This window comes from Mesorhizobium sp. M1428 (genome assembly GCF_040317515.1).
Taxonomy (GTDB): domain Bacteria; phylum Pseudomonadota; class Alphaproteobacteria; order Rhizobiales; family Rhizobiaceae; genus Mesorhizobium.
This window is the reverse complement of record NZ_JAMYKT010000015.1, coordinates 20,237-46,308: the sequence shown is the minus strand read 5'-3', so window position 1 is coordinate 46,308 and position 26,072 is coordinate 20,237. Positions and strand designations below refer to the sequence as shown.

Genomic DNA, 26,072 nt, shown 5'->3' with positions numbered 1-26,072 from the left:
CTTCAGCACCAATGGATTAGGGCCGACCCTCGATCAATGGCACTGCACGACCAGACCCGCAAGGCCGTATCCGGAGACAATGGCGAGATCGCATCCCGGCTGCTTGGCTGGTACGACGCGCATCACCGCGACCTGCCCTGGCGCGTTTCGCCGCACGCGCTGGCGGGCGGGGCGCGGCCCGATCCCTATCTGGTCTGGCTTTCCGAGGTGATGCTGCAGCAAACCACGGTCGAGGCGGTAAAATCCTATTTCCGGGCGTTCGTAGAGAAATGGCCAACTGTCCAGGCGCTGGCGGCGGCACCGACCGAAGACGTCATGAAGGCCTGGGCCGGGCTCGGCTATTATTCCCGCGCCCGTAATCTCAAAGCCTGTGCCGATCTCGTCGCGCGGCAAGGCGGCCGCTTCCCGGACAGCGAGTCCGGCTTGAAGGAACTGCCCGGCATCGGCGCCTATACGGCGGCGGCGATCGCGGCGATCGCCTTCGACCGACCAGCCGCGGTCGTCGACGGTAATGTCGAACGGGTCGTCTCACGGCTGTTTTCGATCGCCACGCCGCTGGGCGAAGCCAAGGGCGAGATACGCGGCCAGGTCGAACGCATGGTTCCCCCGACAAGGCCCGGCGATTTCGCGCAGGCGATGATGGACCTGGGCGCGACGATCTGCACGCCGCGCCGGCCCCGCTGCATGCTCTGCCCCGTTCGCGAGGACTGCAGCGCCACAATCTCGGGCGATCCCGAACGCTTTCCGGTCCGCCTGCCCAAGGCCGAAAGGCCCTTACGCCGCGGTGCCGCCTTCGTTGCCGTCAGGGGCGACGGCGCCGTGCTTTTGCGAAAGCGCGTCGAAAAGGGCCTCCTCGGCGGCATGACTGAGGTGCCGACGACCGGCTGGACGTCGCGCATCGACGGCGCCACCACGGAAGCGGCAGCCCCCTTCCCCGGCAACTGGCGGCAGGCCGGACGCATCGGCCATGTCTTTACTCATTTTGCGCTTGAACTCGACGTGTTCAAGGCGGAGACCGACAGTGCCGCCCCGGCCGGGCATTTCTGGTCGCCGGCCCATGAAATTTCCGGGGAAGCGCTGCCGAGCGTCATGAAAAAGGTAATCGAAGCGGCGATACCGGGCGCGACGAAAAAGCAGCGCCCGCGTTGAAAGAGAGAAGAATGACTGAAATCCGCCACATCGTTTTCGACATCGGCAAAGTACTGATCCACTATGATCCGAACCTGCCCTTCAGCCGCTTGATCCCCGATCCCGACGAACGGAAATGGTTCTTCGACAATGTCTGCACGCATGATTGGAACATCGAGCAGGACCGCGGCCGCAGTTGGGAAGAGGCCGAAGCGCTGGCGATCGCGCAGTATCCCGAGCACGCCGAAAACATCCGCAATTTCCGCCGGCACTGGCACGAGATGGTGCCTCACGCCTATGAGGACAGCGTCGCCATCATGATCGGCCTGATCGACAGCGGCCATGACGTGACGATGCTCACCAATTTCGCTGCGGATACGCTCGCCGAAGCCCGCGAGCGCTTCGATTTCCTCAATCGGCCGCGCGGCGTCACCGTTTCCGGCGACATCCGCCAGATCAAGCCGGACCGCGCCATCTATGATCACCACGTTGCCGCGTTCGGCCTCGAACCGTCAGCCACGCTGTTCATCGACGACAGCCAGAAGAACGTCGACGGCGCCAAGGCGGCCGGCTGGCAATCGGTGCTGTTCACCGATGCAAAGACGCTCAGGGCGGACCTTCAGCGTCTGGGGATCAGAGCCTGATTTGAATCACTTCGACAGGCTCACTGGATAACCTGCTTCAACGCGACGGATTGCAATAGAATCCGTTCCCAGACCGGCTTGTTGGGCGGGAGCAGAATGTGTATATTTAATCAAATTCGTACACATTGAGCATCGCCATGCGAACCAACATAGAACTCGACGACAAACTGATCGCAGAGGCCATGGCCGCCTCCGGTCTCAAGACCAAGAAAGCCACCATTGAGGCGGCCTTGCGCACTCTGGTGCGCAGGCATCGGCAGGAGATGGCTATCGCCACCCTTGCTGGCGCCGGCTGGTACGGCGATCTTGACGCCATGCGGGAAGGTCGTTCGCCCGATCAGCATCGATGATCGTCGTCGACAGTTCCGTCTGGATCGCTCATCTGCGCAATACGGACAGCGTCTCGGTCGGTAAGCTCCGGCATCTCGATGACACTCAGGAGATTTTGGTCGGAGATTTGATCTTGCTGGAAGTGCTACAAGGCGCGCGCGACGAACCGCATGCCCAACTGATTGAGCGGAACCTTCGACAGTTCGCTGTTGTGCCGATGCTGAATCCGGCGACGGCAGTCGAAGCTGCCCGGAACTACCGCATGCTCCGGCAGCGCGGCATCACCATCCGCAAGACAATCGATATGATCATCGGCACATTCTGCATCCAGGGCGGATACGCGCTGTTGCATGATGACCGAGACTTCGACCCGATGGTTGATCATCTCGGCCTGCAACTCGCTTGATCGTAAGTTCCGACCGGCGGCCTGCCGACAGGGCGTCATTCGTCCGGTCGCGCCGTCCTGCTTCCGTCCGCAACGATGTGCAACGAGATCGCCAGAGCGGTTTTTGTCAGGCCCCGGCCCGCTCCATGCCTAGCCGAGCAATGCGGCGAAGCTCGTCGATCGGGGTCAGGCCGCCGCTGCGCTCATAATGCCAGAAAGTCCATCCGTTGCAGGCGTCCAGCCCCTGCACTTGTGCGCCGATCTTGTGGATCGACCCGGCACTGTCGCCGATCGCTAGCGTGCCGTCGGCGCGCACTTTTGCCGCCCAGCGCTTCTTGGCGTCGTAGAGCGTGGCGCCGGGCGCGACCAGGCCATTGTCGAGAAGCGTGACGAAGGCGACGCGCGGCTCGGCGCGCTTACCGGTCAGTACCGTCAAATTGGCGCCTTCCAGCGGCCGGACCGCATCGATACGTTCCATGGCGGCATCGATATAGGTTTGTTCGCGCTCGATGCCGACGAAGTGGCGGCCAAGCCGCTTGGCCACAGCCCCAGTGGTGCCTGAACCGAAGAAGGGGTCGAGCACGATGTCGCCCGGCCTGGTCGATGCCGTCATGACGCGGGCAAGCAACGCTTCCGGCTTCTGCGTCGGATGCAATTTGTCACCATTGTCGTTCTTCAGGCGCTCGCCGCCGGTGCAGATCGGAAACAGCCAGTCCGAGCGCATCTGGACGTCGTCATTCGACGCCTTCAGCGCCTCGTAGTTGAATGTGTAACCCTTGCCCTTTTGGTCGCGCGATGCCCAGATCATCGTCTCATGCGCGTTCTGGAAACGGCGGCCACGGAAATTGGGCATTGGATTGGTCTTGCGCCAGACGACGTCGTTGAGGATCCAGAAGCCCAGGTCCTGCATCTTGGCGCCGACCCTGAAAATATTGTGGTAGGAGCCGATAACCCAGATCGTGCCGTTGGGCTTCAACACGCGGCGCGCCGCCAGCAGCCAGGCGCGGGTGAAGGCGTCATAGGCCTCAAAACTGTCGAACTGGTCCCAATGGTCATCGACGGCGTCGACCTTGGATTGGTCGGGCCGGTGCAGATCGCCATCGAGCTGCAGATTGTAGGGCGGATCGGCGAAGATCACGTCGATCGACTTTTCCGGCAGCCGTTCGAGCGCGGCGACACAGTCGCCCTTCAGGATCGTATCCAGCCACTCGGATTGCTGGGGAGCATCGGAAAGCTCGTCGAGAAGACGCACGGCAGACATTGTGACACCCAAGGCACGCGTTACTGTTTACTCTCCGTTATGGTTACCGATCAGCGTAAATATTCAATGAAGCAGGCTGCTGAATTTGCGAAGCCCGGTCTGTTGGTGTATGCCGCGCCGCCTGAGCCGTTTGGACCAACGGACCCTCGGCATTCCCTTCATCCCGCTTTCCGGATCACCATGCCCCAGCCAGATCTTGTCATCTTCGATTGCGACGGCGTGCTCGTCGATTCCGAAATCATCGCCGCGCGGATCGATGCCGAGCTGTTGACCTCGGCCGGCTACGAGATATCGGCCGAGGAGATTTCCGAGATCTATGCCGGGTTGACTTTCAAGGACATCATGATGCGGGTCGAGGAAAAGTCCCGGATCCCGTTCCAGGCCTCGCTGATCGACAAGGAGGAACAGCTGGTCGATCGCCGGCTGCGCAGCGATGTGCGTGCCATCGACGGGGCGCACGAGGCTGTCGCCGCGGTAGCAGTGCCGCGCTGCGTCTGTTCGAATTCGCGTTCGGAGCGGATCGAATTCATGCTGGAAAAGGTGCAGCTTTTGCCGTTCTTCGCCGGCCGTATCTTTTCGTCGCTGGAAACCCCGACCGGGAAAACCAAGCCGGCGCCGGACGTGTTTCGGTTCGCCGCGGAAAAGCTCAAGGCCGATCCTGCGAACACCTTCGTCATCGAGGATTCCGTGCACGGCGTCACCGGCGCAAAGACGGCGGGAATGCGCGTCATCGGCTTCACCGGCGCGGCGCACAGCTATCCCGGCCACGCCGATGCGCTGACCGAGGCCGGCGCGGAAACGGTCATCCGCCGCTGGGCGGAGCTGAAAAGCGTGATCGCCGCGCTGTCGGAATGGTCGGCGGACGCCTGAGAGGCCGCCTTCAACCGCCGTGACGCGAATGCAGCGGCTCAGTTGGTCGCGGCGGCTTTCTTCTTCTTCGGCTTGTCTGTCGCTACTTTCGGAGCGCCCTCGTCATACCCGGCATATGCCTGGTAGTCCTTCGCCGTCGGCTCCGGAACGACGACGTTGGAATCGGTGAAGACGAACTGCGTGGCACTCGAAGGATCGGTAACCTGGACCTGATAGGAGTGAAGCTGCGAATAGAGAACTTCGGTGCCGTGCATCACCGCGATGCGGATCGGCATGGTGATGGTGCCGGGGGTGAACATCGGGCCAGGCACGACCTTGCCGGCGACGGCTATCTTCATCGACAAGGAGCCGTTGGCGCGGCTGCAGTCGCGGGTCACATCGGTGATCGAAGCCTGATAGATGATCTTGGCGGAATCGTCCGGCTGATCGACGCCTGCCGCATCCGCTGCCGGCTGGGCGGCTTCCTCGGCGGCGACGTCGGTTTTTTTCTTCGGCTTCGGACCGCTCTTGGCGTAGGTATTGAAGAAGGCGGTGCCGTCACGCAACGTCACTTTCGGGCAATAGGCCTGCAGCTGGCTGGAAAGCACCTTGGGATCGGGTGGCGGTGGCGGTGTCGTATCCTTTTTGCCGAAGCCGAGAATTCCATTGTCGCTCGATTGGCAGCCTGCGGCGGCAAGCATAAAGCAGGCGAGCGCCAGACCCGCGACAAAACGACCGTTAAATGAATGAAACGCCATGAACTGCACTTCCCTCTCGCAAAGCCGGTGACGTATATCAACCGCGCGGCAAAAATGCGACTGAGCCTGCGCAGAAATCCACCACCTCGCGGCGGGCGAAAATTCCCGGCAGCAATGGAAACGTGACGATGCAATATGTGAGTACCCGCGGGGAAGCGCCCGCGCTTGGATTTTCCGACGCGGTGCTGGCCGGACTGGCGCGCGACGGCGGGCTTTACCTGCCGAGTGCCTGGCCGCTTTTTTCCGCAGCCGAGATCCGCGCCATGCGCGGCCTTGCCTATCCCGATCTTGCCATCCGTGTGCTGTCGCCGTTCATCGGCGGCGAGATCGCGGCGCCGGTGTTCGAACGGCTGGTGCGCGAAGCCTATGCGACCTTCCGCCATGAGGCCGTCTGCCCGCTGGTGCAGACCGGGCCGAACAGCTTCGTGCTCGAGCTCTTCCACGGCCCGACGCTCGCGTTCAAGGATGTGGCGATGCAGCTTCTTGCTCGGCTGATGGACCATGTGCTGGCCGAGCGCGACCAGCGCGCCACCATTGTCGGTGCCACCTCCGGCGACACCGGAGGGGCCGCCATCGATGCCTTTGCCGGGCGCAACCGCACCGACATCTTCGTGCTTTTCCCGCACGGCCGCGTCTCGCCGGTACAGCAGCGGCAGATGACGACCTCGACCGCCGCAAACGTCCATGCGTTGGCGATCGAAGGCAATTTCGACGACTGCCAGGGCCTGGTGAAGGACATGTTCAACGACCACGGCTTTCGCGACCGGGTATCGCTGTCCGGCGTCAACTCGATCAACTGGGCCCGCATCATGGCCCAGATCGTCTATTATTTCTCCTCCGCGCTGTCGCTCGGCGCGCCCGACAGGCCGGTTTCCTTCACCGTGCCGACCGGCAATTTCGGCGACATCTTCGCCGGCTATGCCGCCAAGAAGATGGGGCTGCCGATCGAACGGCTGATCATTGCCACCAACGACAACGATATTCTGGCGCGCACGCTGGCGACCGGCGAATACCGCATGAAGGGGGTCTTTTCGACCACGTCGCCTTCGATGGACATCCAGGTGTCTTCGAACTTCGAACGCTTGCTGTTCGAGGCAGCCGGCCGCGATGCCTCGACCGTACGGCGCTACATGGACGGGCTCAAGCAGTCCGGCGCCTTCACCATCGAGGCCGGCGAAATCGCCAGGATCCGCTCCGAATTCGACGCCGGCCGCGCCACTATGGACGAGGTCGCCGCCACCATCCGCACCACACTTGCGGCGAGCGGCTATCTGCTCGACCCGCATACGGCCGCAGCCGTGCATGTGGCCGCCGGCAAGGTTGCGGGTGAGGTGCCGATGGTGGTGCTGGGCACTGCGCACCCGGCAAAGTTTCCCGCCGCCGTCGAAGCCGCCAGTGGCGTGTCGCCTGCCCTGCCTGCATGGCTAGGCGGGTTGATGAGCGCCGAGGAAAAATACACGGTACTTCCATCCGACCTGAAAATGGTGGAAGATTATCTCGGCCGCCACGCGCGGGCGGCGCGTTAGGGAGTAATTGCCATATGGGTGTTGAGGTAAGCCGTCTGTCGAACGGCCTGACAGTCGCCACCGAAACCCTTCCAAGCCTCGAATCTGTTGCCCTTGGCGCCTGGGTCAAGTCGGGCGCACGCAACGAGCGTGACGAAGAGCACGGAATGGCGCACTTGCTCGAGCACATGGCTTTCAAGGGCACCAGGCGGCGAAGCGCCTTCGAGATCGCCTCGGAGATCGAGGACGTCGGCGGCGAGATCAATGCCGCCACCAGCGTCGAGACGACCTCCTATTATGCAAGGGTTCTGAGCGACGACGTGCCGCTGGCCGTCGATATCCTTTCCGACATCCTGCAGGAATCCGAATTCGATCCGCAGGAGCTGGAGCGCGAGCAGCATGTGATTCTGCAGGAGATCGGCGCCGCGCACGATACGCCCGACGACGTCGTTTTCGATCACTTTACCGAGACCGCCTTTCGCCACCAGACTATCGGCCGCTCGATTCTCGGCACGCCGGAAACCGTCAAATCCTTTACTTCGAAGCAGCTGCACGACTTCATCGAACGACAGTACGGCGCCGAGAACATGGTGATGGTGGCGGCCGGCGATATCAAGCACGACGATTTCGTGCGCGAGGTCGAAAAGCGTCTCGGTAGCTTCCGCGGCAAGGCCGATGGCACCATCCCGCAATACGCGCAGTATGTCGGCGGCGATTTTCGCGAGGACCGCGACCTGATGGACGCCCAGATCGTGCTGGGTTTCGAGGGCCGCGCCTATCACGTCCGCGATTTCTATGCCTCTCAGGTCCTGTCGATGATCCTGGGTGGCGGCATGTCGTCGCGGCTTTTCCAGGAAGTCCGTGAAAAACGCGGCCTGTGCTATTCGGTCTATGCCTTCCATTGGGGTTTTTCCGACACCGGCGTCTTCGGGGTCCATGCGGCGACCGGACAAAGCGATATTGCCGAGCTGGTGCCTGTGATCATCGACGAGCTGCAAAAGGCCGGTGAAAACATCCTGCAGGAGGAGCTCGACCGGGCGCGTGCCCAATACCGCGCCGGGCTGATCATGTCGGCCGAGAGCCCGGCCAGCCGCGCCTCGCAGATCGCCAGGCAGTTGCTTCTGTTCGGCAGGCCGATCGCCAAGGAAGAGCTGATGGAGCGGCTGGCGGCGTTGACCGTCGAGCGGCTGACGGATCTGTCGTCTCGACTTTTTTCGACCAAGCCGACGCTTACAGCCGTCGGGCCGGTGGGTACGCTCGCGCCCTATGAGGCGATCCTCGATTCGCTTTCGGGCACGCAGACCACTGCCCGTAAGCTTGCCGTCTAAGCCTATTCGAGCGTCGTGTTCGCGCTCCCTTTCTTTCGCCGCGACCTGCCGGCACTGAAGGGCGAGCTTGTCACGCTGCGCGTACCGCTGACCAGCGACTATCGCGAGTGGTCGGTGCTGCGCAGCGAAAGCCGCGCCTTTCTTGAGCCGTGGGAGCCGCGATGGACCCCTGACGAACTCGACCGCACGGCGTGGCGGCATCGTATCGGCCGCTACCGCGAGGACTACGCGCAGGGGACGGCGATCGCCTTCTTCATCTTCGAGAAAAGCAGCGGCAAGCTGGCCGGCGGTATCACCCTCGGCAATATCCGCCACGGGGTCGCCCAAAGCGGCCATATCGGCTACTGGATCGGCGAGCGCTTCAGCGGACGCGGCCTGATGACCGATGCCGTCAAGGTGGTGACGCGTTTCGCCTTCGAAACGCTGCGATTGCACCGGATCGAAGCTGCCTGTATCCCCGATAACGCCCGGTCGATCCGCGTGCTTGAAAAAGCCGGATTCCGGCGCGAAGGACTGCTACGATCCTATCTCAGGATCAACGGCATCTGGCAGGACCATTACCTATACGCCCGAATCGCGGACGATCCGCCGGGCGTTGGAACAAAGGGCTGATTTTGACGAATTTTCTGCGCAACGGGTCGCTGCTTGCCTTTATGCTGGCGGCAATCGTCACGCTCTGCGCGGCATCCTCGGCGTTTGCCGTCGAACCGATCAAGATCGCCCGCGACGACGTGGCGCTCGACCTTTCAGGCGCCGTCGAAATCTACCGCAACCAGGGCGAGAATTTCCAGGTCTCGACGGCACCCGGCCCGGACGGGATCGTGCGGCGCATCGAGGTCGAGGCCAATGACGCTCGCTCGACCGGCGACTGGGCGGTGTTCGCGCTCGCTAACACCACCGACCAGCAACTCGACAGGCTGATTGTCGCACCGCATTTCCGGCTGGTGAATTCCGGCCTGTTCTGGCCGGATCTCGGCTCGACCCGTATCGCCGCGATCACGCCCAGCGAAGGCTTTGCGCTCGACCGCCAGACCAGCCCCGACGCCGACGTGTTCCGGGTCACGCTGAACCCCGGAACGGTGATTACCTTCATCGCCGAGCTCGCCTCGCCCAAGCTGCCGCAGGTCTATCTGTGGGACCCTGAATCCTACAAGGACTCGGTCAATTCCTACACGCTGTTTCGTGGCATCGTCATCGGCATCGCCGGCCTGCTGGCGCTGTTCCTGACCATTCTTTTCGTCGTCAAGGGGACCTCGATGTTCCCGGCAACGGCGGCCCTAGCCTGGGCGGTGCTTGCCTATATCTGCGTCGATTTCGGCTTTCTCAACAAGATCATAGAGATCTCACCGGGCAATGAGCAGATGTGGCGCGCCGGAACGGAGGTGGCGCTCGCGGCGACCTTCGTGGTGTTCCTGTTTGCCTATCTCAACCTCAACCGGTGGCACGGCCATTTCAGCTACGGCGCACTGGTCTGGATTCTCGGGCTGGTGCTGATCGCCGGCGTCGCCATCATCGATCCGGCGGTTGCCGCCGGCATTGCCAGGCTGTCCTTCGCCGCCACCGCGCTGACCGGGCTCGGCCTGATCATCTTCCTCGGTATCCGCGGTTACGACCGCGCCATCATGCTGGTGCCCAGTTGGGTGATGGTTCTACTGTGGCTATGCGGATCGTGGATGGCGATCACCGGCATGTTGGACAACGACATCGCCCAGCCGGCGCTGGGCGGCGGGCTGATCCTCATCATCCTGCTGATCGGCTTCACCGTGATGCAGCACGCTTTTGCCGGCGGCGCCCTGCATCAGGGCCTGTTCTCCGATCTCGAGCGCCAGGCGCTGGCGGTTGCCGGATCGGGCGATACTGTGTGGGACTGGGACGTGCTGCGCGACCGCGTCGTCACTCGTCCCGACGTCAGCATCCAGCTCGGTCTTGCCCCCAACAGCCTCGGCGGTCCCGCCCGCAACTGGCTGCCGGTGCTGCATGCCGACGACCGCGACACGTTTCGCACGACGCTCGACGTGGTGCTCGAGCACCGGCGCGGCCGGGTGTCGCAAAACTTCCGCCTGCGCGGCGCCGACGGGCACTATCACTGGTTTGCGCTGCGCGCCCGGCCGGTGATCGGCTCGGACGGCGAGGTCATCCGCTGCGTCGGCACCATGGTCGACGTGACGGAGCAGAAGAAATCCGAGGAACGGCTTCTGCATGACGCCGTGCACGACAATCTGACCGGCCTGCCCAACCGCGAGCTGTTCATGAACCGGCTGGAGGCGATCATTTCGATCGCCCGCACCGAAGAGAAGGTGCGCCCGACCGTCTTCGTCATCGACATCGACCGCTTCAAGCAGGTCAATGACGGGCTCGGCATCTCGGCGGGCGACACCATCCTTTTGACCATCGCGCGGCGGCTGCACCGCCTGCTCAAGCCGAAGGATTCACTGTCGCGCTTTGCCGGCGACCAGTTCGCGCTGATGCTTTTGTCGGAGCAGGATCCGGCTCGCATCGCGGCCATTGCCGATGCCATCAAGCACGCCATCAACAACCCGATCACCTTCGCCAAGCGCGAGATCGTGCTGACCGCCTCGATCGGGCTGATCACCTGGACCTCCACGCAGACCTCAGCCGAGGACATGGTCAAGGATGCCGAGCTTGCCATGCATCAAGCCAAGCGCTTCGGCGGAGACAGGATCGAGCCGTTCCGGCCCGCCTTCCGCACGGTCGGCACCGACCGGCTGCAGTTCGAGTCCGACCTGCGCCGCGCCATCGAGCGACGCGAATTCACGCTTGCCTATCAGCCGATCGTGCGGCTGGAGGACGGCAGCGTTGCCGGCTTCGAAGCGTTGCTGCGCTGGGACCATCCGCGGCGCGGCATGATCCCGCCGGCGGATTTCATTCCGGTTGCCGAAAACTGCGGCCTGATCGTGCAGCTTGGGCTGTTTGCCATGCAACAGGCTGCCGAAGACCTGGCGGGATGGCAAAAGCAGATCGGCGATGCACCGCTGTCGGTCTCGGTCAATCTGTCCAGCCGCCAGCTCATCCGCCGCGACCTGGTCAGCGACGTCCGCTCGGTGATCGCGCGGGCCAATCTGAAACCGCGCTGCTTCCGGCTCGAACTCACCGAATCGCTGGTGATGGACAATCCCGAGCAGACCGCTCATGTGCTGACCAAGCTGAAGCAGCTTGGCATCGGCCTGTCGCTGGACGATTTCGGCACCGGCTATTCATCGCTGGCCTATCTGACGCGCTTTCCGTTCGACACCATCAAGATCGACAAGAGCTTCGTCGACGACGCGACGCCGAAACGCGCGGTGCTGCTCAAATCCATGGTCAACATGGCGCATGAGCTCGGCCTGTCGGTCGTTGCCGAAGGCATTTCGGACGAAAGCGATGCGCTGGAGCTGCGGCAGATGGGCTGCGAATACGTGCAAAGCTTCATGTTCGGCGCACCGATGCCCGGCGACCAGGTGCTGAAGACGCTGAAGGAACAGTATCCGCTCACTCAAGCGTGACGAGTTTCGGGACGTGATGAGGCTCAGGCGTGACCGGCAGCTAGGCTGAGATGCGCGAGATCGATGCCGATCGAGGCAAGGATCCGGTCGTATTTGCGGTCGATGTCGGCGTCGAACAGAAGCTCGGCACTTGCCGGGCAAGTCAGCCAGCCATTCTCGGCGATCTCGCTTTCAAGCTGGCCCGCACCCCAGCCGGCATAGCCGAGCGCCATCAGCGCCCGCCGTGGTCCGCGGCCGGAGGAGATGGCACGCAAAATGTCGACGGTCGCGGTCAGGCAAACGTCGTCGGACACAGCGAGCGAGGATTCCACCCGGTAGTCGCCCGAATGCAGGACGAAGCCGCGGCTGCGATCCACCGGTCCGCCATTGCGTACGACGAAGTCGCGCGCCGGCGCCGGCAGGCGGATCGCCTCCATCTCGTTCATGATGCCGAGCTGCACGAGCAAGTCCGGAAACAGCATCTGCTGCGTCTGGTTGATGATCAGCCCCATCGCGCCTTCGTCGCTGTGCGCGCAAATGTAGATGACAGAGCGCGTGAAGCGGTCGTCCTTCATGCCGGGCATGGCAATCAGGAACTGGTCGTCGAGAAAGCCAGGTCCTGCGGCCGTCCTTTTATGGCGCAACAAATCCATGGCCACAGCGTAACGCGTTTCCGGGGCGTCGAAAAGATGGGCGGCGCCCGATTTGATCTGGCTCGTAAATCGAAGGTCACGCAAATATGATGCCGGCCGCGTCATGAAATCATTGTGCGGCCATCAACGGACGATCAAATCACCGTCATGCAAAGCTTGAAAATCCTGCTGCTTAGTGTGGCCATTGGATCGGCGACCGGCTCCCCCGCGTCAGCCTCCTCGTCGGCCTGGTACAACAGCGAAGGCGGCAGGGTGCGGCTGGTAACGAGCGGCAAAGCCGACGAGGCCGGACGTCTCCAGGGCGTCCTCGACATTGAGCTGAAGCCCGGCTGGAAAACCTATTGGCGCGATCCGGGCGATGCGGGCGTGCCGCCACAGATCGACGTCTCGGCCAGCACCAACATTGCCGACGCGACGCTTTCGTTTCCGCCGCCGCAACGCCATGACGACGGCTATGGCAAATGGGCCGGCTACGACCACCCGGTTTCGTTGCCGGTGACGTTCACGCTTGCCGCGCCCGGCCAGCCGGCCGTCATCGATGCGGACATTTTCCTCGGCATCTGCGAAACCATCTGCATCCCGGTGCAGACAAGACTGACCGTCGATCCCGGCGCCGATCCGGACAACGCCGAGGATGCGACACTGGTCAAGGCAGGCCTTGCAACCCTGCCCGCTGCCGCGACTCCTGGTTTCGGCATAAACGTACTGCCGGGCGACCACGAAACGCTGATTGTCGAAGCGAGCTTTCCGGGCAGCCCCGAGGGCGCCGACTTCTTCGTTGCCGGCGAACGCGACTACATGTTCGGTGCCCCGGCACGCAGCGAAAAGGATGGCAAGCTGATCTTTACTGTGCCGATCCTCGACAGGCCGTCGACAACGCCAATCGATGGCGGCCTGCACTACACACTGACTAGTGCCGCTGGCGCGGTCGAAGGCCTGCTGCCTTTTCCGTGATGCCAACGTCTGGACGGTTGCCGGGAGCGCCTTAGTTCGCTATCGCAAGGACACTCCCTTTCCATTCTCAAGCGAGGACCATCATGACGATCTCCGTTGGCGACAAACTGCCCGATGCGACCTTCAAGACAATGACCGCCGACGGTGCAAAGCCGATCACGACGGGCGAGATATTCTCAGGAAAGACGGTCGTGCTGTTTGGCGTTCCAGGCGCCTTCACGCCGACCTGCAGCAACAATCATCTGCCCGGCTACCTGGATAATTTCGACGCCATCCTGGCGCGCGGCGTCGACACTATCGCCGTTGTCTCGGTCAACGATGTTCACGTCATGGGGGCTTGGGCCCGCTTCAGCGGCGGTGAAGGCAAAATCCTTTATCTTGCCGATGGCAATGGCGATTTCGCCAAATCGGTCGGCCTCGACGCCGACCTCTCCAGCGGCGGCATGGGGCTGCGCTCGAAGCGTTTTTCGATGATCGTCGACGACAGCAAGGTCACCGCGCTCAATGTCGAGACAAAGCCCGGCGTCGACGAATCCGGTGCGGCTCACATTCTGGGACAGCTTTCCGTCCTGGCGACAGCCTAGGCCAGGCACGGCAAAGGGCGCCTTCGAGCGCTCAACGTCCAAGGACGCTGACTTTTGCATCGGCGCATGATCCTTCCGAAAGCCAACCCGGCTTTCGGGGCCATGCGTCGGCCCTTCGGGACTGCTTGCTTTTGGGGACCTCGATTATGTCTGACATCGTCTGGCACAGCGTCGCGATCGGTATCGGCGCAACCGCGCTTATGGATATCTGGGCGATTTTCCTGAACAAGGCGTTTGCTCAACCGCGGCCGAACTGGGGGCTGGTCGGCCGCTGGGTCTGGCATCTCAGGGAAGGCAAGGTCTTCCATGACGACATTGGCGATGCCTCGCCCCACGCCCATGAATCAGCGCTTGGCTGGGCCTTTCATTATGCTGTCGGCATCGTCTACGGCATCATACTGGTCGTGCTGGCCGGAACGGCCTGGCTCACCGCGCCGACCTTTCTGCCAGCCTTTATCCTCGGCATCGTCACAGTCGGCGCCGGGTGGTTTTTGCTGGCGCCCGGCATGGGTGCGGGCTGGGCTGCTTCGAAGCGCCCCAATCCGATGCAGGTCCGCGCCCTCAATCTTGTGTCGCATACGGTGTTCGCACTCGGACTGTTCGGCACCGCCCTTCTGATCCGCTGACACGCCAGCTCAACCGGATCAATAACTCTGGGTCGAGCGCCGAACCTTCTTGGCCGCCGATTGCTTGGACTGGGTGCCTTGCTTCGGCGGCACGGAGGCGAGCACGGGTTTCGCCGACTTCGTCTTGAATGGCGCCATGCCGAGCCGCGCCAATTCATCGGCGCGCTCGTTCTCGGGATGGCCGGCATGGCCCTTGACCCAATGCCAGGTGACCTGGTGGCGGTTGCGCGCCGCGTCGAGCTGCTGCCACAGCTCGGCATTCTTCACCGGCTGCCGGGCGGCGGTCTTCCAGCCGTTGCGCTTCCAGCCATCGATCCAGCCGAAAATGCCGTCCTTGACGTAGTTGCTGTCGGTATAGAGGTCGACGACGCAAGGCTCCTTGAGCGCATTGAGCGCCGAGATGGCAGCCAACAACTCCATGCGGTTGTTGGTGGTCAGAGCCTCGCCACCATGGAGCTCCTTGATGGCGCCGTTGAAGCGCAGGATTGCGCCCCAGCCGCCAGGCCCGGGATTGCCCGAACAGGCACCATCGGTGAAGATTTCGACGCGCTTGGTCATGTCAGTCCATATTCGGAAGGAGAATTGATCGCCCGGTGGAAGCGCATCCGGCGGATATACTCGGTCGGGTCGCGTTTCATCACCAGCCCGCCGTCCGGGACCGTCAGCCAATCGTAGAGGCGGGTCAGCATGAAGCGCAGCGCCGAGCCGCGCGCCAGCATCGGCAGCGCGGCTTTCTCGTCACTGCTCAACGGCCGCACGCTCTGGTAGCCGGCAAGCAGCGCCGTGCCCTTGGTCAGATTGAAGGAAAAATCCTTCTCGAAGCACCAGGCGTTGAGGCACGTGGCAACGTCATAGGCGTAGAGGTCGTTGCAGGCGAAATAGAAGTCGATCAGCCCGGACAGTTTCTCGCCGAGGAAGAACACATTGTCCGGGAAAAGATCAGCATGGATGATGCCTTGCGGCAGACCGTTCGGCCAGTTCCGCTCGAAATCAGCGAAGTCGGCATCGACCTCGGCCGCCAGTCCCGGCTCGACCTCGTCGGCGCGGGCGCGGGCGGCGTTCCACAGCTTGCGCCAGCCATCGATGGCAAGGGCGTTGGGGCGGGTCATCGGAAAATCCGCGCCGGCGAGATGCAGTGCCGCCAGCGCCTTGCCGACCTCGCCGCAATGCGCAGCCATCGGCCGCCGCAGCGACAGGCCTTCGAGAAAGGTGATGACGACCGCCGGCCGGCCGGCAAGTGTTCCGATCACACCGCCATCATGTGCGGTGACCGGGAGCGGGCACGAAATGCCCTTTCTGGCGAGGTGGGCCATGAGGCCGAGAAAGAACGGCAGGTCAGCCTTGTCGACGCGCTTTTCGTAAAGCGTCAGGATGTAGGAGCCGAAGCTGGTGTGCAGCAGAAAATTCGAGTTTTCGGTGCCTTCGGCGATGCCCTTGTAGGACAAGAGGTCGCCGATCGGATAGTTCCTGAGGAATGCGCCGAGCTCGCCCTCATTGACGTCCGTGTAGACCGCCATCGTTGCTACGCGGCTCCGTTGACGAAGGCCATGTCGGCTGCCGTCAGTTCGACATCGCGCAACACCCGCATCACCGGAAAGTCCTCCGTCTCGGTCGCCGTCACGGCCAGCTCGATGGTCACGTCGAAGCGCTGCCTGAAAGCATCGACGATCTCGTCGACGATGATCTCCGGCGCCGAGGCGCCCGCCGACAGGCCGAGCGTCGAAATGCCGGCAATGTCATTCCACGGAATTTCGGAGGCGCGCTGCACGAGAAGCGACATCGAAGCGCCGGCGCGCTCGGCCACTTCGACCAGGCGTCGCGAGTTGGAGGAGTTAGGTGCGCCGACGACCAGGAAGAGATCGGCGCCGGCCGCTGTTTCCTTGACCGCTTCCTGGCGATTGGTGGTGGCATAGCAGATCGATTCCGCCGCCGGCGCATGCAGCTCGGGAAAACGCTGCTGCAGGGCGCGAATGATACCGGCGGTGTCCTCGACCGACAGCGTCGTCTGGGTGACGAAGCCGAGCGCTTGCGGGTCTGCAGGCACGAAGCTTGCGGCGTCGGCCTCGGTCTCGACCAGAGTGACCGCGCCGTCCGGCAACTGGCCCATTGTGCCGATCACCTCCGGGTGCCCGGCATGGCCGATCAAGAGCACGTGGCGGCCAAGCCGCTGATGGCGCATCGCCTGCTTATGGACTTTCGAGACCAGCGGGCAAGTCGCGTCGAGATAGAAGAGATTGCGGGACTGGGCGTCTGCCGGCACCGATTTCGGCACGCCATGCGCCGAAAAGACGACCGGGCTCTGGCGATGCTCGGGCGGGATCTCGGAGAGTTCCTCGATGAACACCGCGCCGAGGCTTTGCAGCCCTTCGACGACGTAGCGGTTGTGCACGATCTCGTGGCGGACATAGACCGGCGCGCCGTATTTCTTCAGCGCCAGCACGACGATCTGGATGGCACGGTCGACGCCCGCACAGAAACCGCGCGGCTGGCAAAGCCGGATGGTCAGCGGTGGCTTTGTGTGAAGCATGATTGCATCTTACGCTGATTGTAGGCCGGTTGATCCGGTTATGACTTCTGAGCTCAAGGCGCGAAATGAGGTGTGCGACCCTGCCCTGTCAAGGGTTGTGGCGGCGATCATTGGTCTTTCGCCGGGCGGCGGAGCCAGGAGATGAGGACACCGGCAAGGGCGGCGGCAAGGCCGTACCAGGTTATCGCATATTGCAGATGGCTGTTCGGCAGGTCGATGACGGTGACACCGCCAACCGGCAGCCCGCCGGGGTTAGCCACGGCGTTCGCATCGATGAAGATCGGCACCAGCGCCGCACCTGCCGGCAGGCCGGCGCTCGAGGCCATCGCGTCACGATCTTTCCAGTAGAAGATGTTCTTATGCGGATCATTGTCGGGAAGCATCATCGAGGGCTTGGCCGGCAGCGGGTTGCGGGCGAGCCCCGTCACCGTCACTTCGCCCGTCGCCTGCCCCTGCGGCCGCTTGGCTGGGTCCTTGAAATCGTAAGGCACGAAGCCGCGGTTGATCAGTACGAAACGGCCATCGTCGAGCTGCAGCGGCGTGAAGACGTCGAAACCGGACTGGCCTTCCCAGGTGGCGAGGAAATGCCGCTCGCCTTGATGCCGGAAAGTGCCGGTCACCGTTACCGGCGTGTAGTCCACGTCGCCGGTGGCAGCAAACCGCTTTTCGACCTCGGCCAATGGCACAGGCGCCGAATGCGTGCGCTGGTCTATCGTCTGGAGAAGGCCCTCTTTCCAGTGCAGGCGCTGAACCTGCCAGGTGCCGAGCGCCAGCAGTATCAAAAACAGGACGACACCCAGGGCGAGCGCCAATGCGCGCTTCGGCCGCGACCGGCCGGCCACCGAACCCGATGCCTCGCTCATTCGCCGCGATCCAGCCGGCCCTCGGCCGCCTTGTTGCGGTATTGCAGCGTCAGCAGCACGCCCTTGATCAGCCGGAGCGCCGCCAGGCAAAGCACAAGCGTCAGCGGAATCCACAGCAGCAGATGCAGCCAGAGCGGCGGATTGAGCGTCACCTCCATCCACAGCGCCAGGCCGACGACGATGAAGCCGATGATCAGGATAACGAACACCGCCGGCCCGTCGCCGGCATCGGCGAAGGAATAATCGAGGCCGCAATTGGTGCAGCGATTGCCGACCGTGAGGAACCCTGAGAACAGCTTGCCCTCGCCACAGCGGGGGCAGCGGCCATGCAGGCCGGCCGAGATCGCATCGATTGGTGGCCAGATCGCCTTGTCGTCGCTCATGAGGTCATCCTAGGAGCATTTGCCGCAAAAGATAAGGCGGCCACGTCGCCGCAGCCGCCTTGTCGATTTCCTCAGCTCGATCTCAGTGCGGTTCGATCATCGCGCCGTTCGATGCCCAGACGTAGATCGAGGCAAACAGGAACAGCCACACCACGTCGACGAAGTGCCAGTACCAGGCGGCGGCCTCGAAGCCGAAATGTTGCTTGGGCGTGAAGTCGCCCTTCATGGCGCGGATCAGGCAGACCAGCAGGAAGATCGTGCCGATGATGACGTGGAAACCATGGAAGCCGGTCGCCATGAAGAAGGTGGCGCCGTAGATCGAATCCCTGAAGCCGAACGGCGCGTGCATGTACTCGTAGGCCTGCACCATGGTGAACAGCATGCCGAGGCCGACGGTCAGCACCAAGCCGTTGATCAGGCCTTTGCGGTCGCCGTGGATGAGCGAGTGGTGCGCCCAGGTCACCGTGGTGCCCGACAGAAGCAGGATGACGGTGTTGTAGAGCGGCAGATGGAAGGGGTCGAGAACTTCGAGGCCCTTGGGTGGCCAGACGCCGCCGGTGAAGGCGGTACGGGCGTATTGATGGACCTCGCCCGGAAACAGGCTGGCGTCGAAGAAGGCCCAGAACCAGGCGACGAAGAACATCACCTCGGAGGCGATGAACATGATCATGCCGTAGCGCAGGTGCAGCGACACGACACGGGTGTGGTGTCCCTCATGCGCTTCCTTGATCGTATCCGACCACCAGGCGAACATCGTGTAGATGACGATCAGCAGGCCGATGAAGAACAGCCATGGATTGGCGACATTGAAACCGAAGATCGGGAAATCGCCGCCCTTGAGGTATTGCATGTAACAGACGCCGCCGAACGCGGTCACCAGCGCCCCGACGGAGCCCAGGAAAGGCCACGGGCTCGGGTCGACGAGGTGGTAGTCATGTTGTGGTTTTGCGTGTGCGTCTGCCATATCAACCCCCGAGGCTTGCTTCGGTATCTGAAATCTTGTTGCGGCGGCCGTCGGCCGGCACCGATGATGCGACCGGCTTGGTCTTGTCGACCGGGAACATCGTGTAGGACAGGGTAATCGTCCTCAAATCCTTCAATTCCGGCGCGTTGACGATGTCGGGATCGACATAGAACACGACCGGCATGTCCAGTGTCTCGCCCGGCTTCAGCGTCGTGTCGGTGAAGCAGAAACACTCGACCTTGTTGAAGTAAGGTCCGGCCAGCTCAGGCTGTACATTGAAGGTGGCCCGTCCGGTGATGGGCCGGCTGAATTTGTTCGTCGCGCTGAAATGCGCCTCGGCGGTCTCGCCGATCTTGATGGTGATCGAGCGGGCGACCGGTTGGAATTGCCAGGGAACCCCGACCGTGTTGGCATCGAAGCGGATGGTGATGTCGCGGTCGAGCACCCGGTCGGCATATTGCTGGGTCGCCCTTTTGACGGTGCCGCCGTAGCCTGTCGCCTGGCAGAACATCGCATAGAGCGGCACCGCGGCGTAGGCCATGCCGATCATGCCGCCGAAGAACGCGATGCAGACGCCGGCGACGACACGGTTCGTGTTTTTCTTCGTAGGATCGGTGACTGTTTGCCTGGTCATCGTCAGCTCACATCGAGCCGGGGAAACTGTGACCAAATTTCACGATGGTCGCGACGTAGAATATGACGACCAGCGCCGCCAGCGCGAAACCGATTGCGGCCGAGCGATTGCGGCGGGCCTTCTGCTGACGTTCGGTCAGCGTGACCAGTTCAAGCTTCTTGTCGACCATGCTCATGCTCCACCGATGGTCAGCGCGCGCGCGACGACGCAATCGCCAAGGTAGGTGGCGAAGATGGCGAAGAGATAAAGCAGCGAATAGCCGAACAAGGCCTTGGCCGGCCTCATCGCCCTGTCGTCATCGGCCATTTGCAGCACCTTCCACGCATACCAGACGAAGCCGGCGCCGAGCAGCAATGCAACGATGCCATAGGCCGGCGTGGTGAAGCCGAGAACCCATGGCAGCACGCCAACCGGCGCGAGGACCAGCGCATAGGCAAAGATCTGGCGTCTGGTCGCGGGATGGCCGGCAACATTCGGCATCATCGGAATACCTGCCTTGGCGTAGTCCTCCGACTTGAACAGTGCGAGCGCCCAGAAATGCGGGGGCGTCCACAGGAAGATGATCAGGAACAGCACCAAGCTTTCGAGGCTGATCGATCCGGTGACCGCCGCCCAGCCGATGACCGGCGGAATGGCACCGGCGGCCCCGCCGATAACGATGTTCTGCGGCGTCCAGCGCTTCAGCCACATCGTATAGATAACGGCATAGAAAAAGATGGTGAAGGCTAGAAGCGACGCTGCCAGCCAGTTGACCAGCACGCCGAGCGTCATCACCGACAGAACCGACAGCACCAATCCGAAGCTCAATGCCTCGCCTGGCCGGATGCGGCCGGCCGGCACGGGACGGCCGGCGGTGCGCGTCATCACCGCATCGATGTCTGCGTCGTACCACATGTTGAGCGCACCGGATGCGCCAGCACCAATGGCAATAGCCAGGATCGCTATCACCGCCAGCAGCGGATTGATGGTCACCGGGGCGGCGACCATGCCGACAAACGCGGTGAACACCACCAGCGACATGACGCGCGGCTTCAGCAGGGCGAAGAAATCGCCCGCCGTCGCTTCCGACATGCGGAAGCCCGGCTCGTCAATCAGTCCGTCTTCGGCAAGGGCCATGCGTACTAAAGTCCATCATTCCGTTGGCCAAAACCGCCGGCCGGCCGGCGGTTCCGTATTAAAGGAGGCAACCGCCTACTTGATCTTCGGCAACTGTTCCCACTGGTGGAACGGCGGCGGCGAAGGCAGCTGCCATTCCAGCGTGGTCGCACCCTCGCCCCAAGGATTGGCGCCGGCGACCCGCTTCTTCTGGAACGCCTCGAAGACGCCGAACAGGAAGATGACGACGCCGACAGCCGAGATGTACGAGCCGTAGGACGACACCATATTCCAGCCGGCGAAGGCGTCGGGATAGTCGATATAACGACGCGGCATACCGGAGAGACCGAGGAAGTGCTGCGGGAAAAAGACCAGGTTGACGCCGACGAAAGTGACCCAGAAGTGGGTGTTGGCGATCACCGGCGAATACATGTAGCCGGTCATCTTCGGGAACCAGTAGTACCAGCCGGCGAAGATGGCGAAGACCGCGCCCAGCGACAGCACGTAGTGGAAGTGCGCGACCACGAAATAGGTGTCGTGCAGCGGGCGGTCGAGGCCGGCATTGGCCAGCTGCACGCCGGTGACGCCGCCAACGGTGAACAGGAAGATGAAGCCGATCGCCCACAGCATCGGGGTCTTGAGCGAAATCGACCCGCCCCACATAGTGGCGATCCACGAGAAGATCTTCACACCCGTCGGCACCGCGATGACCATGGTGGCAAAGACGAAATAGCGCTGGGTGTCGAGCGACAGGCCCGTCGTGTACATGTGGTGGGCCCAGACGATGAAGCCCACCGCGCCGATGGCAACCATCGCATAGGCCATGCCGAGATAGCCGAACACCGGCTTCCTCGAAAAGGTCGAGATGATGTGGCTGATGATGCCGAAACCCGGCAGGATCAGAATGTAGACCTCCGGATGGCCGAAGAACCAGAACAGGTGCTGGAACAGGATCGGATCGCCGCCGCCGTCCGGGGCGAAGAAGGTGGTGCCGAAATTGCGGTCGGTCAAAAGCATGGTGATGCCGCCGGCCAGCACCGGCAACGACAGCAGCAACAGGAAGGCGGTGATCAGCACCGACCAGGCGAACAGCGGCATCTTGTGCATGGTCATGCCGGGCGCGCGCATGTTGAAGATGGTGGTGATGAAGTTGATGGCACCAAGAATCGAGGAGGCGCCGGCGATGTGGATTGAAAGAATCGCCAGATCCATGGCCGGCCCAGGCTGGCCCGATGTCGACAGCGGCGGATAAAGCGTCCAGCCGCCGCCGACGCCATAGGCGCCGGGCGCACTCGGGACGAAGGCCGAGAAAATCAGCAGGATGAAAGCCGGCGGCAGCAGCCAGAACGACACGTTATTCATGCGCGGGAAGGCCATATCCGGCGCGCCGATCATGATCGGTACCATCCAGTTGGCAAAGCCGCCGATCAGCGCCGGCATCACCATGAAGAAGATCATGATCAGCGCATGCGCGGTGGTGAAAGCATTGTACATACTCTTGCCGCCGTCGATGGCGGCGTCGCCGTTCATGCCGTAGACCATCTGCGCCAGGCCAGTGAATATCTGGATGCCCGGCTCCTGCAATTCCATGCGCATGACGACCGACAAGGCGCCACCGATGCAGCCCGCCATGATCGCGAAGATCAGATAAAGCGTACCGATGTCCTTGTGGTTGGTCGAATACACCCACCGGACCCAGCCATGATATGGCTTGTGGTCGTGGTCGTCGTGAGCTGCAGCGTCTGCCATGGTCGGCTCCGTTCCCTGAATCTTTTCTGGTCGCGACATCAGTTGCCGGCGGCCGCTACCTTGTTCGTGCCATCGACCTCGGCCATCAGCGCCTTGTTGGCGCCGGGAAGGTCGGTCTTGGCTGCCGCCAGCCAGGTCTTGTATTGCGCATCGGAGACGACGCGAATGGCGATCGGCATGAAGGCGTGGTCCTTACCGCAGAGTTCCGAGCACTGGCCGTAATAGAGGCCTTCCTTATCGGCCTTGAACCACACCTCGTTGATGCGGCCCGGCACCGCATCGGTCTTGATGCCGAAGGACGGCATGGCAAAGGCGTGAATGACGTCGGTCGCCGTCACCAGCACGCGGGTCATGGTGTTGACCGGCACCACCATCTCATTGTCGACGGCGAGCAGGCGCGGATACGCGGCGCGATCTTCCTTGCCGGCAGCAGCCCTGTCGGCATCCTGAAGGATCGCGGAATTGAAGGAAAGCGTGTTGTCGACCTGGTATTCGTAGTCCCAGTTCCACTGATTGCCGGTCGCCTTGACGGTCAGCTTGGCTTCTTCGGGCGGCGTGTACTGCGCGGTCAGCAGCTGGAACGAGGGAATGGCGAGACAGAGCAGGATGACGACGGGACCGACAGTCCAGATGACCTCGATCAGCGTGTTGTGGCTGGTGCGCGACGGGGTCGGGTTGACGCTCGCCCGGAACCGCAAAATGCAGTAGGCGATCAGAAAAAGCACCAAGGCGGTGATCACGATAATGAACGCGAACGAGTAGTTCCCGAACCATTCGATCTGCCGCATGATGTCGGTTGCCGGAGGCTGAAAACTGGTTTCCCAAGGTTGGGGCTGGGCTGCATGAGCGGATGCAGCGGCAAACAACGTGGCAGCAGCACTAGCTACGATTTTGGCGGTTGCCAGGAATTTTCTCATCGCCCTCGTCATCTCCCAGTTCCTCGCGATCGAACCGCAAGAATGTCGAACAATGCCGGGACGGGAATCCCGGACAATTCAAGGCTGGTTCAAACCATACTCTATTTGCCTCCGCAAGAAAGGAGCGCCGGAACCCGTGCGGCATTTTTGCGCGCAAGCGCGGCGCTGGCTTCGTGCGGTGACAGCTCGCCGCGAATCACCAGAGCGGCATCCGGGTAGAATGAGCCGCGCGGCGCGCGGAACCGTCGCAATTAGGGCGAAATTGGCACGGAAAAGCGCATTGTCGCCTGTGTCGGGGCAGATCGCCGGGGTCTCGTCCTTTACTTGGGTTTAGTGCGGCTTAAAGTGCCGTGATTCGCAATGGAGCCGTCATGAACCCTTGGCTTTCGAGAACCTTGGCGAAGGTCATCCTTGTTGCCGCCGCAATAGCCTTGCCCGGCGCCGGCCTGGCCAATGCCGCGCAGCCAAGCGGCACGGTGAAGTCGACGCATGGGGCGTGGTCGATCATCTGCGATACGCCGGCCGGTGCTACGTCCGAACAATGCGTGATGATGCAGAACGTCGTCGCCGAGGACCGCCCGGAAATGGGGCTTTCCGTCGTCGTGCTGCGCACAGCAGACAACAAGGCCGAAATCCTGCGTGTGCTGGCGCCGCTCGGCGTGCTGTTGCCCAACGGCCTCGGCCTCAATGTCGACGGCAAGGATATCGGCCGCGCCTACTTCGTGCGCTGTTTCCAGGACGGCTGCTATGCCGAGGTCATCCTGGAAAAGCCGCTGCTCGACACGCTGAAGACCGGAACGTCCGCCACCTTCATCGTCTTCCAGACGCCGGAAGAAGGCATCGGCATTCCCGTCGATCTCAAGGGTTTCGCCGACGGCTTTGCCGCCCTGCCCTGAACGCGGTGTTGTAGCACGATCCAGTGATGTTGACCGGCCGCGGTCACGGCGAATGTCATTTCAGATTGTCTGTGCGGGCCTTCGCGCCTACATCGTGGGAAACAATCCTCCTGCGAACGGATACGCCATGAACAGCCTGATCGGCCAATTCGACATTTCCGACGATCGCATCAAGCAGATCGTCGCCGAGACTATCAACGGCGCCGACGACGGCGAACTGTTTCTCGAATACAGCGAGAGCGAAGCGCTGATGTTCGACAATGGCAAACTGAAGACGGCGAATTTCAACACCGACCAGGGTTTCGGCCTGCGCGCCGTCGCCGGCGAAGCCAGCGGCTACGCCCATTCCAGCGATCTCTCCGAAGCCTCGCTGCTGCGCGCCGCCGATGCCGTTTCGACGGTGAAGAGCGGCTATTCCGGCACGCTTGCCGCAGCGCCCGCCCGCACCAACCGCCATCTCTACGGCGACGGAAACCCTATCCCCTCGCCTTCCTTCGAGGCCAAGGCCAAGCTGCTTCAGGAAATAGACGCGTGGCTGCGGTCCGAGGATCCGCGCGTCAGGCAGGTGACGGCGTCGCTCGCCGCCTCCTGGCAGCATGTCGAGATCGTGCGCGCCGACGGCCAGATGGTGCGCGACATCCGTCCGCTGGTCAGGATCAACGTGTCGGTGGTGGTCGGCGACGGCGACCGTCAGGAGAGCGGCTCCTACGGCACGGGCGGCCGCAAGGATTTTGGCGAATTCCTGGTCGAGGACAGCTGGAAGCACGCGGCCAAGGAGGCACTGCGGCAAGCGCTCGTCAATCTCGAAGCGGTTCCAGCACCTGCCGGCACTTTCGACATCGTGCTGTCGAGCGGCTGGCCGGGCGTCATGCTGCACGAGGCCGTCGGCCACGGGCTGGAAGGCGATTTCAACCGTAAGAAGACGTCGGCCTTTGCCGGCCTGCTTGGCCAACAGGTGGCAGCGAAAGGCGTCACTGTCGTTGACGACGGCACCATGCCCGAGCGGCGTGGTTCGCTGACCGTCGACGACGAAGGCACGCCTTCGGCCTATAACGTGCTGATCGACGATGGCAAGCTGGTCGGCTACATGCAGGACCGCCAGAACGCCCGGCTGATGGGCATGAAAGCCACCGGCAACGGGCGGCGCCAAGGTTACGCACACGAGCCGATGCCGCGCATGACCAACACCTATATGACAGCAGGCGGTATGGAGCCGGACGAGATCATCGCGTCGGTCAAGAACGGCATCTATGCCGTGTCGTTCGGCGGCGGCCAGGTCGACATCACTTCAGGCAAGTTCGTGTTCGGCTGCACCGAGGCCTACATGATCGAGAACGGCAAGGTGACGCAACCGATCAAGGGCGCCATGCTGATCGGCAACGGGCCGGACGCGATGCATCGCGTTTCGATGATCGGCAATGATATGAAGCTCGACACCGGCATCGGCATGTGCGGCAAGGCCGGACAGGGTGTGCCGGTCGGCGTCGGCCAGCCGCATCTCAGGATGAACCAGATGACGGTCGGCGGCACCAGGGTTTGATGCGGCGGCCGCGTTCC

The 26,072-nt window shown here is 62.6% G+C and carries 28 protein-coding genes; 14 read left to right on the top strand and 14 right to left on the bottom strand.

The genetic code is table 11. The features are described 5' to 3' along the window. The first annotated feature begins 36 nt into the window (after positions 1-36). From mutY to vapC, 4 genes are all read left to right on the top strand, one after another. The gene (gene mutY / locus NKG60_RS21115) at positions 37-1,149 is read left to right on the top strand and encodes an A/G-specific adenine glycosylase (RefSeq protein ID WP_352661053.1); all 1,113 of its coding nucleotides are present in this window, start codon (positions 37-39) and stop codon (positions 1,147-1,149) included. Between the two features lie 11 nt (positions 1,150-1,160). Next, complete coding sequence (locus tag NKG60_RS21110) at positions 1,161-1,772, top strand: HAD family hydrolase (protein WP_352661050.1); 612 nt, start codon at positions 1,161-1,163, stop codon at positions 1,770-1,772. A 137-nt stretch (positions 1,773-1,909) separates the two neighbouring features. After that, the gene (locus tag NKG60_RS21105) at positions 1,910-2,122 is read left to right on the top strand and encodes a type II toxin-antitoxin system VapB family antitoxin (RefSeq protein ID WP_352661048.1); all 213 of its coding nucleotides are present in this window, start codon (positions 1,910-1,912) and stop codon (positions 2,120-2,122) included. Then, the gene (gene vapC / locus NKG60_RS21100) at positions 2,119-2,508 is read left to right on the top strand and encodes a type II toxin-antitoxin system VapC family toxin (protein WP_352661045.1); all 390 of its coding nucleotides are present in this window, start codon (positions 2,119-2,121) and stop codon (positions 2,506-2,508) included. The genes NKG60_RS21105 and vapC overlap by 4 nt, the downstream gene beginning before the upstream one ends. A gap of 106 nt (positions 2,509-2,614) precedes the next feature. On the opposite strand, the gene NKG60_RS21095 is transcribed toward vapC, so the two are convergent. Then, positions 2,615-3,748, bottom strand: a complete 1,134-nt coding sequence (locus NKG60_RS21095) for a site-specific DNA-methyltransferase (protein WP_352463905.1) — start codon at positions 3,746-3,748, stop codon at positions 2,615-2,617. A 180-nt stretch (positions 3,749-3,928) separates the two neighbouring features. Between NKG60_RS21095 and NKG60_RS21090 the strand changes: the two genes are divergently transcribed. Further along, positions 3,929-4,618 carry an HAD family hydrolase gene (locus NKG60_RS21090; protein WP_352661043.1) on the top strand — a complete coding sequence of 230 codons (690 nt, stop codon included), beginning with the start codon at positions 3,929-3,931 and terminating at the stop codon, positions 4,616-4,618. Between the two features lie 38 nt (positions 4,619-4,656). Here NKG60_RS21090 and NKG60_RS21085 read toward each other — a convergent pair whose 3' ends face one another. Beyond that, complete coding sequence (locus tag NKG60_RS21085; protein WP_352863184.1) at positions 4,657-5,355, bottom strand: hypothetical protein; 699 nt, start codon at positions 5,353-5,355, stop codon at positions 4,657-4,659. 128 nt (positions 5,356-5,483) lie between these two features. Between NKG60_RS21085 and thrC the strand changes: the two genes are divergently transcribed. The 4 genes from thrC to NKG60_RS21065 are packed head-to-tail and all read left to right on the top strand — an operon-like array spanning position 5,484 to position 11,691. Next, a complete protein-coding gene (thrC, locus tag NKG60_RS21080; protein ID WP_352661039.1) occupies positions 5,484-6,881 on the top strand; it encodes a threonine synthase in 1,398 nt (465 codons plus the stop codon). A gap of 14 nt (positions 6,882-6,895) precedes the next feature. Next, positions 6,896-8,188 (top strand): M16 family metallopeptidase, encoded by a 1,293-nt coding sequence (locus NKG60_RS21075; RefSeq protein ID WP_023674150.1) that lies wholly within the window; start codon positions 6,896-6,898, stop codon positions 8,186-8,188. 15 nt (positions 8,189-8,203) lie between these two features. Next, on the top strand, positions 8,204-8,800 hold the full coding sequence (locus NKG60_RS21070) for a GNAT family N-acetyltransferase (protein WP_352661037.1): 597 nt from the start codon (positions 8,204-8,206) through the stop codon (positions 8,798-8,800). 2 nt (positions 8,801-8,802) lie between these two features. Beyond that, complete coding sequence (locus NKG60_RS21065; protein ID WP_292657502.1) at positions 8,803-11,691, top strand: EAL domain-containing protein; 2,889 nt, start codon at positions 8,803-8,805, stop codon at positions 11,689-11,691. Positions 11,692-11,714: 23 nt separating this feature from the next. On the opposite strand, the gene NKG60_RS21060 is transcribed toward NKG60_RS21065, so the two are convergent. Then, positions 11,715-12,323, bottom strand: a complete 609-nt coding sequence (locus NKG60_RS21060) for a YqgE/AlgH family protein (RefSeq protein ID WP_352661032.1) — start codon at positions 12,321-12,323, stop codon at positions 11,715-11,717. Between the two features lie 147 nt (positions 12,324-12,470). On the opposite strand from NKG60_RS21060, the gene NKG60_RS21055 reads away from it, so the two are divergent. The 3 genes from NKG60_RS21055 (at position 12,471) to NKG60_RS21045 (ending at position 14,487) form a co-directional block, all read left to right on the top strand. Continuing rightward, positions 12,471-13,277 (top strand): protein-disulfide reductase DsbD domain-containing protein, encoded by an 807-nt coding sequence (locus NKG60_RS21055; protein ID WP_352661029.1) that lies wholly within the window; start codon positions 12,471-12,473, stop codon positions 13,275-13,277. An 83-nt stretch (positions 13,278-13,360) separates the two neighbouring features. Then, on the top strand, positions 13,361-13,861 hold the full coding sequence (locus NKG60_RS21050; RefSeq protein ID WP_352661026.1) for a peroxiredoxin: 501 nt from the start codon (positions 13,361-13,363) through the stop codon (positions 13,859-13,861). A gap of 146 nt (positions 13,862-14,007) precedes the next feature. Next, a complete protein-coding gene (locus NKG60_RS21045; protein ID WP_352975460.1) occupies positions 14,008-14,487 on the top strand; it encodes a DUF2938 domain-containing protein in 480 nt (159 codons plus the stop codon). 18 nt (positions 14,488-14,505) lie between these two features. On the opposite strand, the gene rnhA is transcribed toward NKG60_RS21045, so the two are convergent. The 11 genes from rnhA to coxB all read right to left on the bottom strand — a co-directional run bounded on the left by rnhA (position 14,506) and on the right by coxB (position 23,619). Then, positions 14,506-15,045, bottom strand: coding sequence for a ribonuclease HI (rnhA, locus tag NKG60_RS21040; RefSeq protein WP_352489622.1), 540 nt, complete (start codon positions 15,043-15,045; stop codon positions 14,506-14,508). Further along, positions 15,042-16,004, bottom strand: coding sequence for a homoserine kinase (locus NKG60_RS21035; protein WP_352661020.1), 963 nt, complete (start codon positions 16,002-16,004; stop codon positions 15,042-15,044). The genes rnhA and NKG60_RS21035 overlap by 4 nt, the downstream gene beginning before the upstream one ends. A 5-nt stretch (positions 16,005-16,009) precedes the next feature. Continuing rightward, a complete protein-coding gene (gene ispH / locus NKG60_RS21030) occupies positions 16,010-17,014 on the bottom strand; it encodes a 4-hydroxy-3-methylbut-2-enyl diphosphate reductase (RefSeq protein WP_352661017.1) in 1,005 nt (334 codons plus the stop codon). A gap of 107 nt (positions 17,015-17,121) precedes the next feature. Beyond that, positions 17,122-17,877: an SURF1 family protein gene (locus tag NKG60_RS21025; protein ID WP_352661014.1), complete on the bottom strand. Its 756-nt coding sequence runs from the start codon at positions 17,875-17,877 to the stop codon at positions 17,122-17,124. Then, on the bottom strand, positions 17,874-18,260 hold the full coding sequence (locus tag NKG60_RS21020) for a DUF983 domain-containing protein (protein ID WP_352661012.1): 387 nt from the start codon (positions 18,258-18,260) through the stop codon (positions 17,874-17,876). Before NKG60_RS21020 ends, NKG60_RS21025 begins: the two co-directional genes overlap by 4 nt. A gap of 82 nt (positions 18,261-18,342) precedes the next feature. After that, on the bottom strand, positions 18,343-19,224 hold the full coding sequence (locus tag NKG60_RS21015) for a cytochrome c oxidase subunit 3 (RefSeq protein ID WP_023674137.1): 882 nt from the start codon (positions 19,222-19,224) through the stop codon (positions 18,343-18,345). A gap of 1 nt (position 19,225) precedes the next feature. Then, entirely contained in the window at positions 19,226-19,858 is a 633-nt protein-coding gene (locus NKG60_RS21010) for a cytochrome c oxidase assembly protein (protein WP_292657471.1), read from the bottom strand. Between the two features lie 7 nt (positions 19,859-19,865). Further along, positions 19,866-20,033, bottom strand: coding sequence for a cytochrome c oxidase system small membrane protein (locus NKG60_RS21005; RefSeq protein ID WP_502903347.1), 168 nt, complete (start codon positions 20,031-20,033; stop codon positions 19,866-19,868). Further along, positions 20,030-20,974: a heme o synthase gene (locus NKG60_RS21000; RefSeq protein ID WP_352661009.1), complete on the bottom strand. Its 945-nt coding sequence runs from the start codon at positions 20,972-20,974 to the stop codon at positions 20,030-20,032. Before NKG60_RS21000 ends, NKG60_RS21005 begins: the two co-directional genes overlap by 4 nt. Before the next feature lie 75 nt (positions 20,975-21,049). Next, entirely contained in the window at positions 21,050-22,702 is a 1,653-nt protein-coding gene (ctaD, locus tag NKG60_RS20995) for a cytochrome c oxidase subunit I (protein WP_292657466.1), read from the bottom strand. Between the two features lie 38 nt (positions 22,703-22,740). After that, positions 22,741-23,619, bottom strand: a complete 879-nt coding sequence (coxB, locus tag NKG60_RS20990) for a cytochrome c oxidase subunit II (protein WP_352489615.1) — start codon at positions 23,617-23,619, stop codon at positions 22,741-22,743. A 371-nt stretch (positions 23,620-23,990) separates the two neighbouring features. Here coxB and NKG60_RS20985 point away from each other — a divergent pair, with 371 nt between their 5' ends. Together NKG60_RS20985 and tldD are read left to right on the top strand one after the other, a co-directional pair. Continuing rightward, on the top strand, positions 23,991-24,515 hold the full coding sequence (locus NKG60_RS20985; RefSeq protein ID WP_254818452.1) for an invasion associated locus B family protein: 525 nt from the start codon (positions 23,991-23,993) through the stop codon (positions 24,513-24,515). A 127-nt stretch (positions 24,516-24,642) separates the two neighbouring features. Continuing rightward, complete coding sequence (gene tldD, locus NKG60_RS20980) at positions 24,643-26,055, top strand: metalloprotease TldD (RefSeq protein WP_352863193.1); 1,413 nt, start codon at positions 24,643-24,645, stop codon at positions 26,053-26,055. Positions 26,056-26,072: the final 17 nt, after the last annotated feature.

Coding starts and splice junctions, on each gene's coding strand:
- mutY (WP_352661053.1), top strand. CDS start 37: ATGGCACTGCACGACCAGACCCGCAAGGCCGTATCCGGAGACAATGGC.
- NKG60_RS21110 (WP_352661050.1), top strand. CDS start 1,161: ATGACTGAAATCCGCCACATCGTTTTCGACATCGGCAAAGTACTGATC.
- NKG60_RS21105 (WP_352661048.1), top strand. CDS start 1,910: ATGCGAACCAACATAGAACTCGACGACAAACTGATCGCAGAGGCCATG.
- vapC (WP_352661045.1), top strand. CDS start 2,119: ATGATCGTCGTCGACAGTTCCGTCTGGATCGCTCATCTGCGCAATACG.
- NKG60_RS21095 (WP_352463905.1), bottom strand. CDS start 3,748: ATGTCTGCCGTGCGTCTTCTCGACGAGCTTTCCGATGCTCCCCAGCAA.
- NKG60_RS21090 (WP_352661043.1), top strand. CDS start 3,929: ATGCCCCAGCCAGATCTTGTCATCTTCGATTGCGACGGCGTGCTCGTC.
- NKG60_RS21085 (WP_352863184.1), bottom strand. CDS start 5,355: ATGGCGTTTCATTCATTTAACGGTCGTTTTGTCGCGGGTCTGGCGCTC.
- thrC (WP_352661039.1), top strand. CDS start 5,484: ATGCAATATGTGAGTACCCGCGGGGAAGCGCCCGCGCTTGGATTTTCC.
- NKG60_RS21075 (WP_023674150.1), top strand. CDS start 6,896: ATGGGTGTTGAGGTAAGCCGTCTGTCGAACGGCCTGACAGTCGCCACC.
- NKG60_RS21060 (WP_352661032.1), bottom strand. CDS start 12,323: ATGGATTTGTTGCGCCATAAAAGGACGGCCGCAGGACCTGGCTTTCTC.
- NKG60_RS21055 (WP_352661029.1), top strand. CDS start 12,471: ATGCAAAGCTTGAAAATCCTGCTGCTTAGTGTGGCCATTGGATCGGCG.
- NKG60_RS21050 (WP_352661026.1), top strand. CDS start 13,361: ATGACGATCTCCGTTGGCGACAAACTGCCCGATGCGACCTTCAAGACA.
- NKG60_RS21045 (WP_352975460.1), top strand. CDS start 14,008: ATGTCTGACATCGTCTGGCACAGCGTCGCGATCGGTATCGGCGCAACC.
- rnhA (WP_352489622.1), bottom strand. CDS start 15,045: ATGACCAAGCGCGTCGAAATCTTCACCGATGGTGCCTGTTCGGGCAAT.
- NKG60_RS21035 (WP_352661020.1), bottom strand. CDS start 16,004: ATGGCGGTCTACACGGACGTCAATGAGGGCGAGCTCGGCGCATTCCTC.
- ispH (WP_352661017.1), bottom strand. CDS start 17,014: ATGCTTCACACAAAGCCACCGCTGACCATCCGGCTTTGCCAGCCGCGC.
- NKG60_RS21025 (WP_352661014.1), bottom strand. CDS start 17,877: ATGAGCGAGGCATCGGGTTCGGTGGCCGGCCGGTCGCGGCCGAAGCGC.
- NKG60_RS21020 (WP_352661012.1), bottom strand. CDS start 18,260: ATGAGCGACGACAAGGCGATCTGGCCACCAATCGATGCGATCTCGGCC.
- NKG60_RS21015 (WP_023674137.1), bottom strand. CDS start 19,224: ATGGCAGACGCACACGCAAAACCACAACATGACTACCACCTCGTCGAC.
- NKG60_RS21010 (WP_292657471.1), bottom strand. CDS start 19,858: ATGACCAGGCAAACAGTCACCGATCCTACGAAGAAAAACACGAACCGT.
- NKG60_RS21005 (WP_502903347.1), bottom strand. CDS start 20,033: ATGAGCATGGTCGACAAGAAGCTTGAACTGGTCACGCTGACCGAACGT.
- NKG60_RS21000 (WP_352661009.1), bottom strand. CDS start 20,974: ATGGCCCTTGCCGAAGACGGACTGATTGACGAGCCGGGCTTCCGCATG.
- ctaD (WP_292657466.1), bottom strand. CDS start 22,702: ATGGCAGACGCTGCAGCTCACGACGACCACGACCACAAGCCATATCAT.
- coxB (WP_352489615.1), bottom strand. CDS start 23,619: ATGAGAAAATTCCTGGCAACCGCCAAAATCGTAGCTAGTGCTGCTGCC.
- NKG60_RS20985 (WP_254818452.1), top strand. CDS start 23,991: ATGAACCCTTGGCTTTCGAGAACCTTGGCGAAGGTCATCCTTGTTGCC.
- tldD (WP_352863193.1), top strand. CDS start 24,643: ATGAACAGCCTGATCGGCCAATTCGACATTTCCGACGATCGCATCAAG.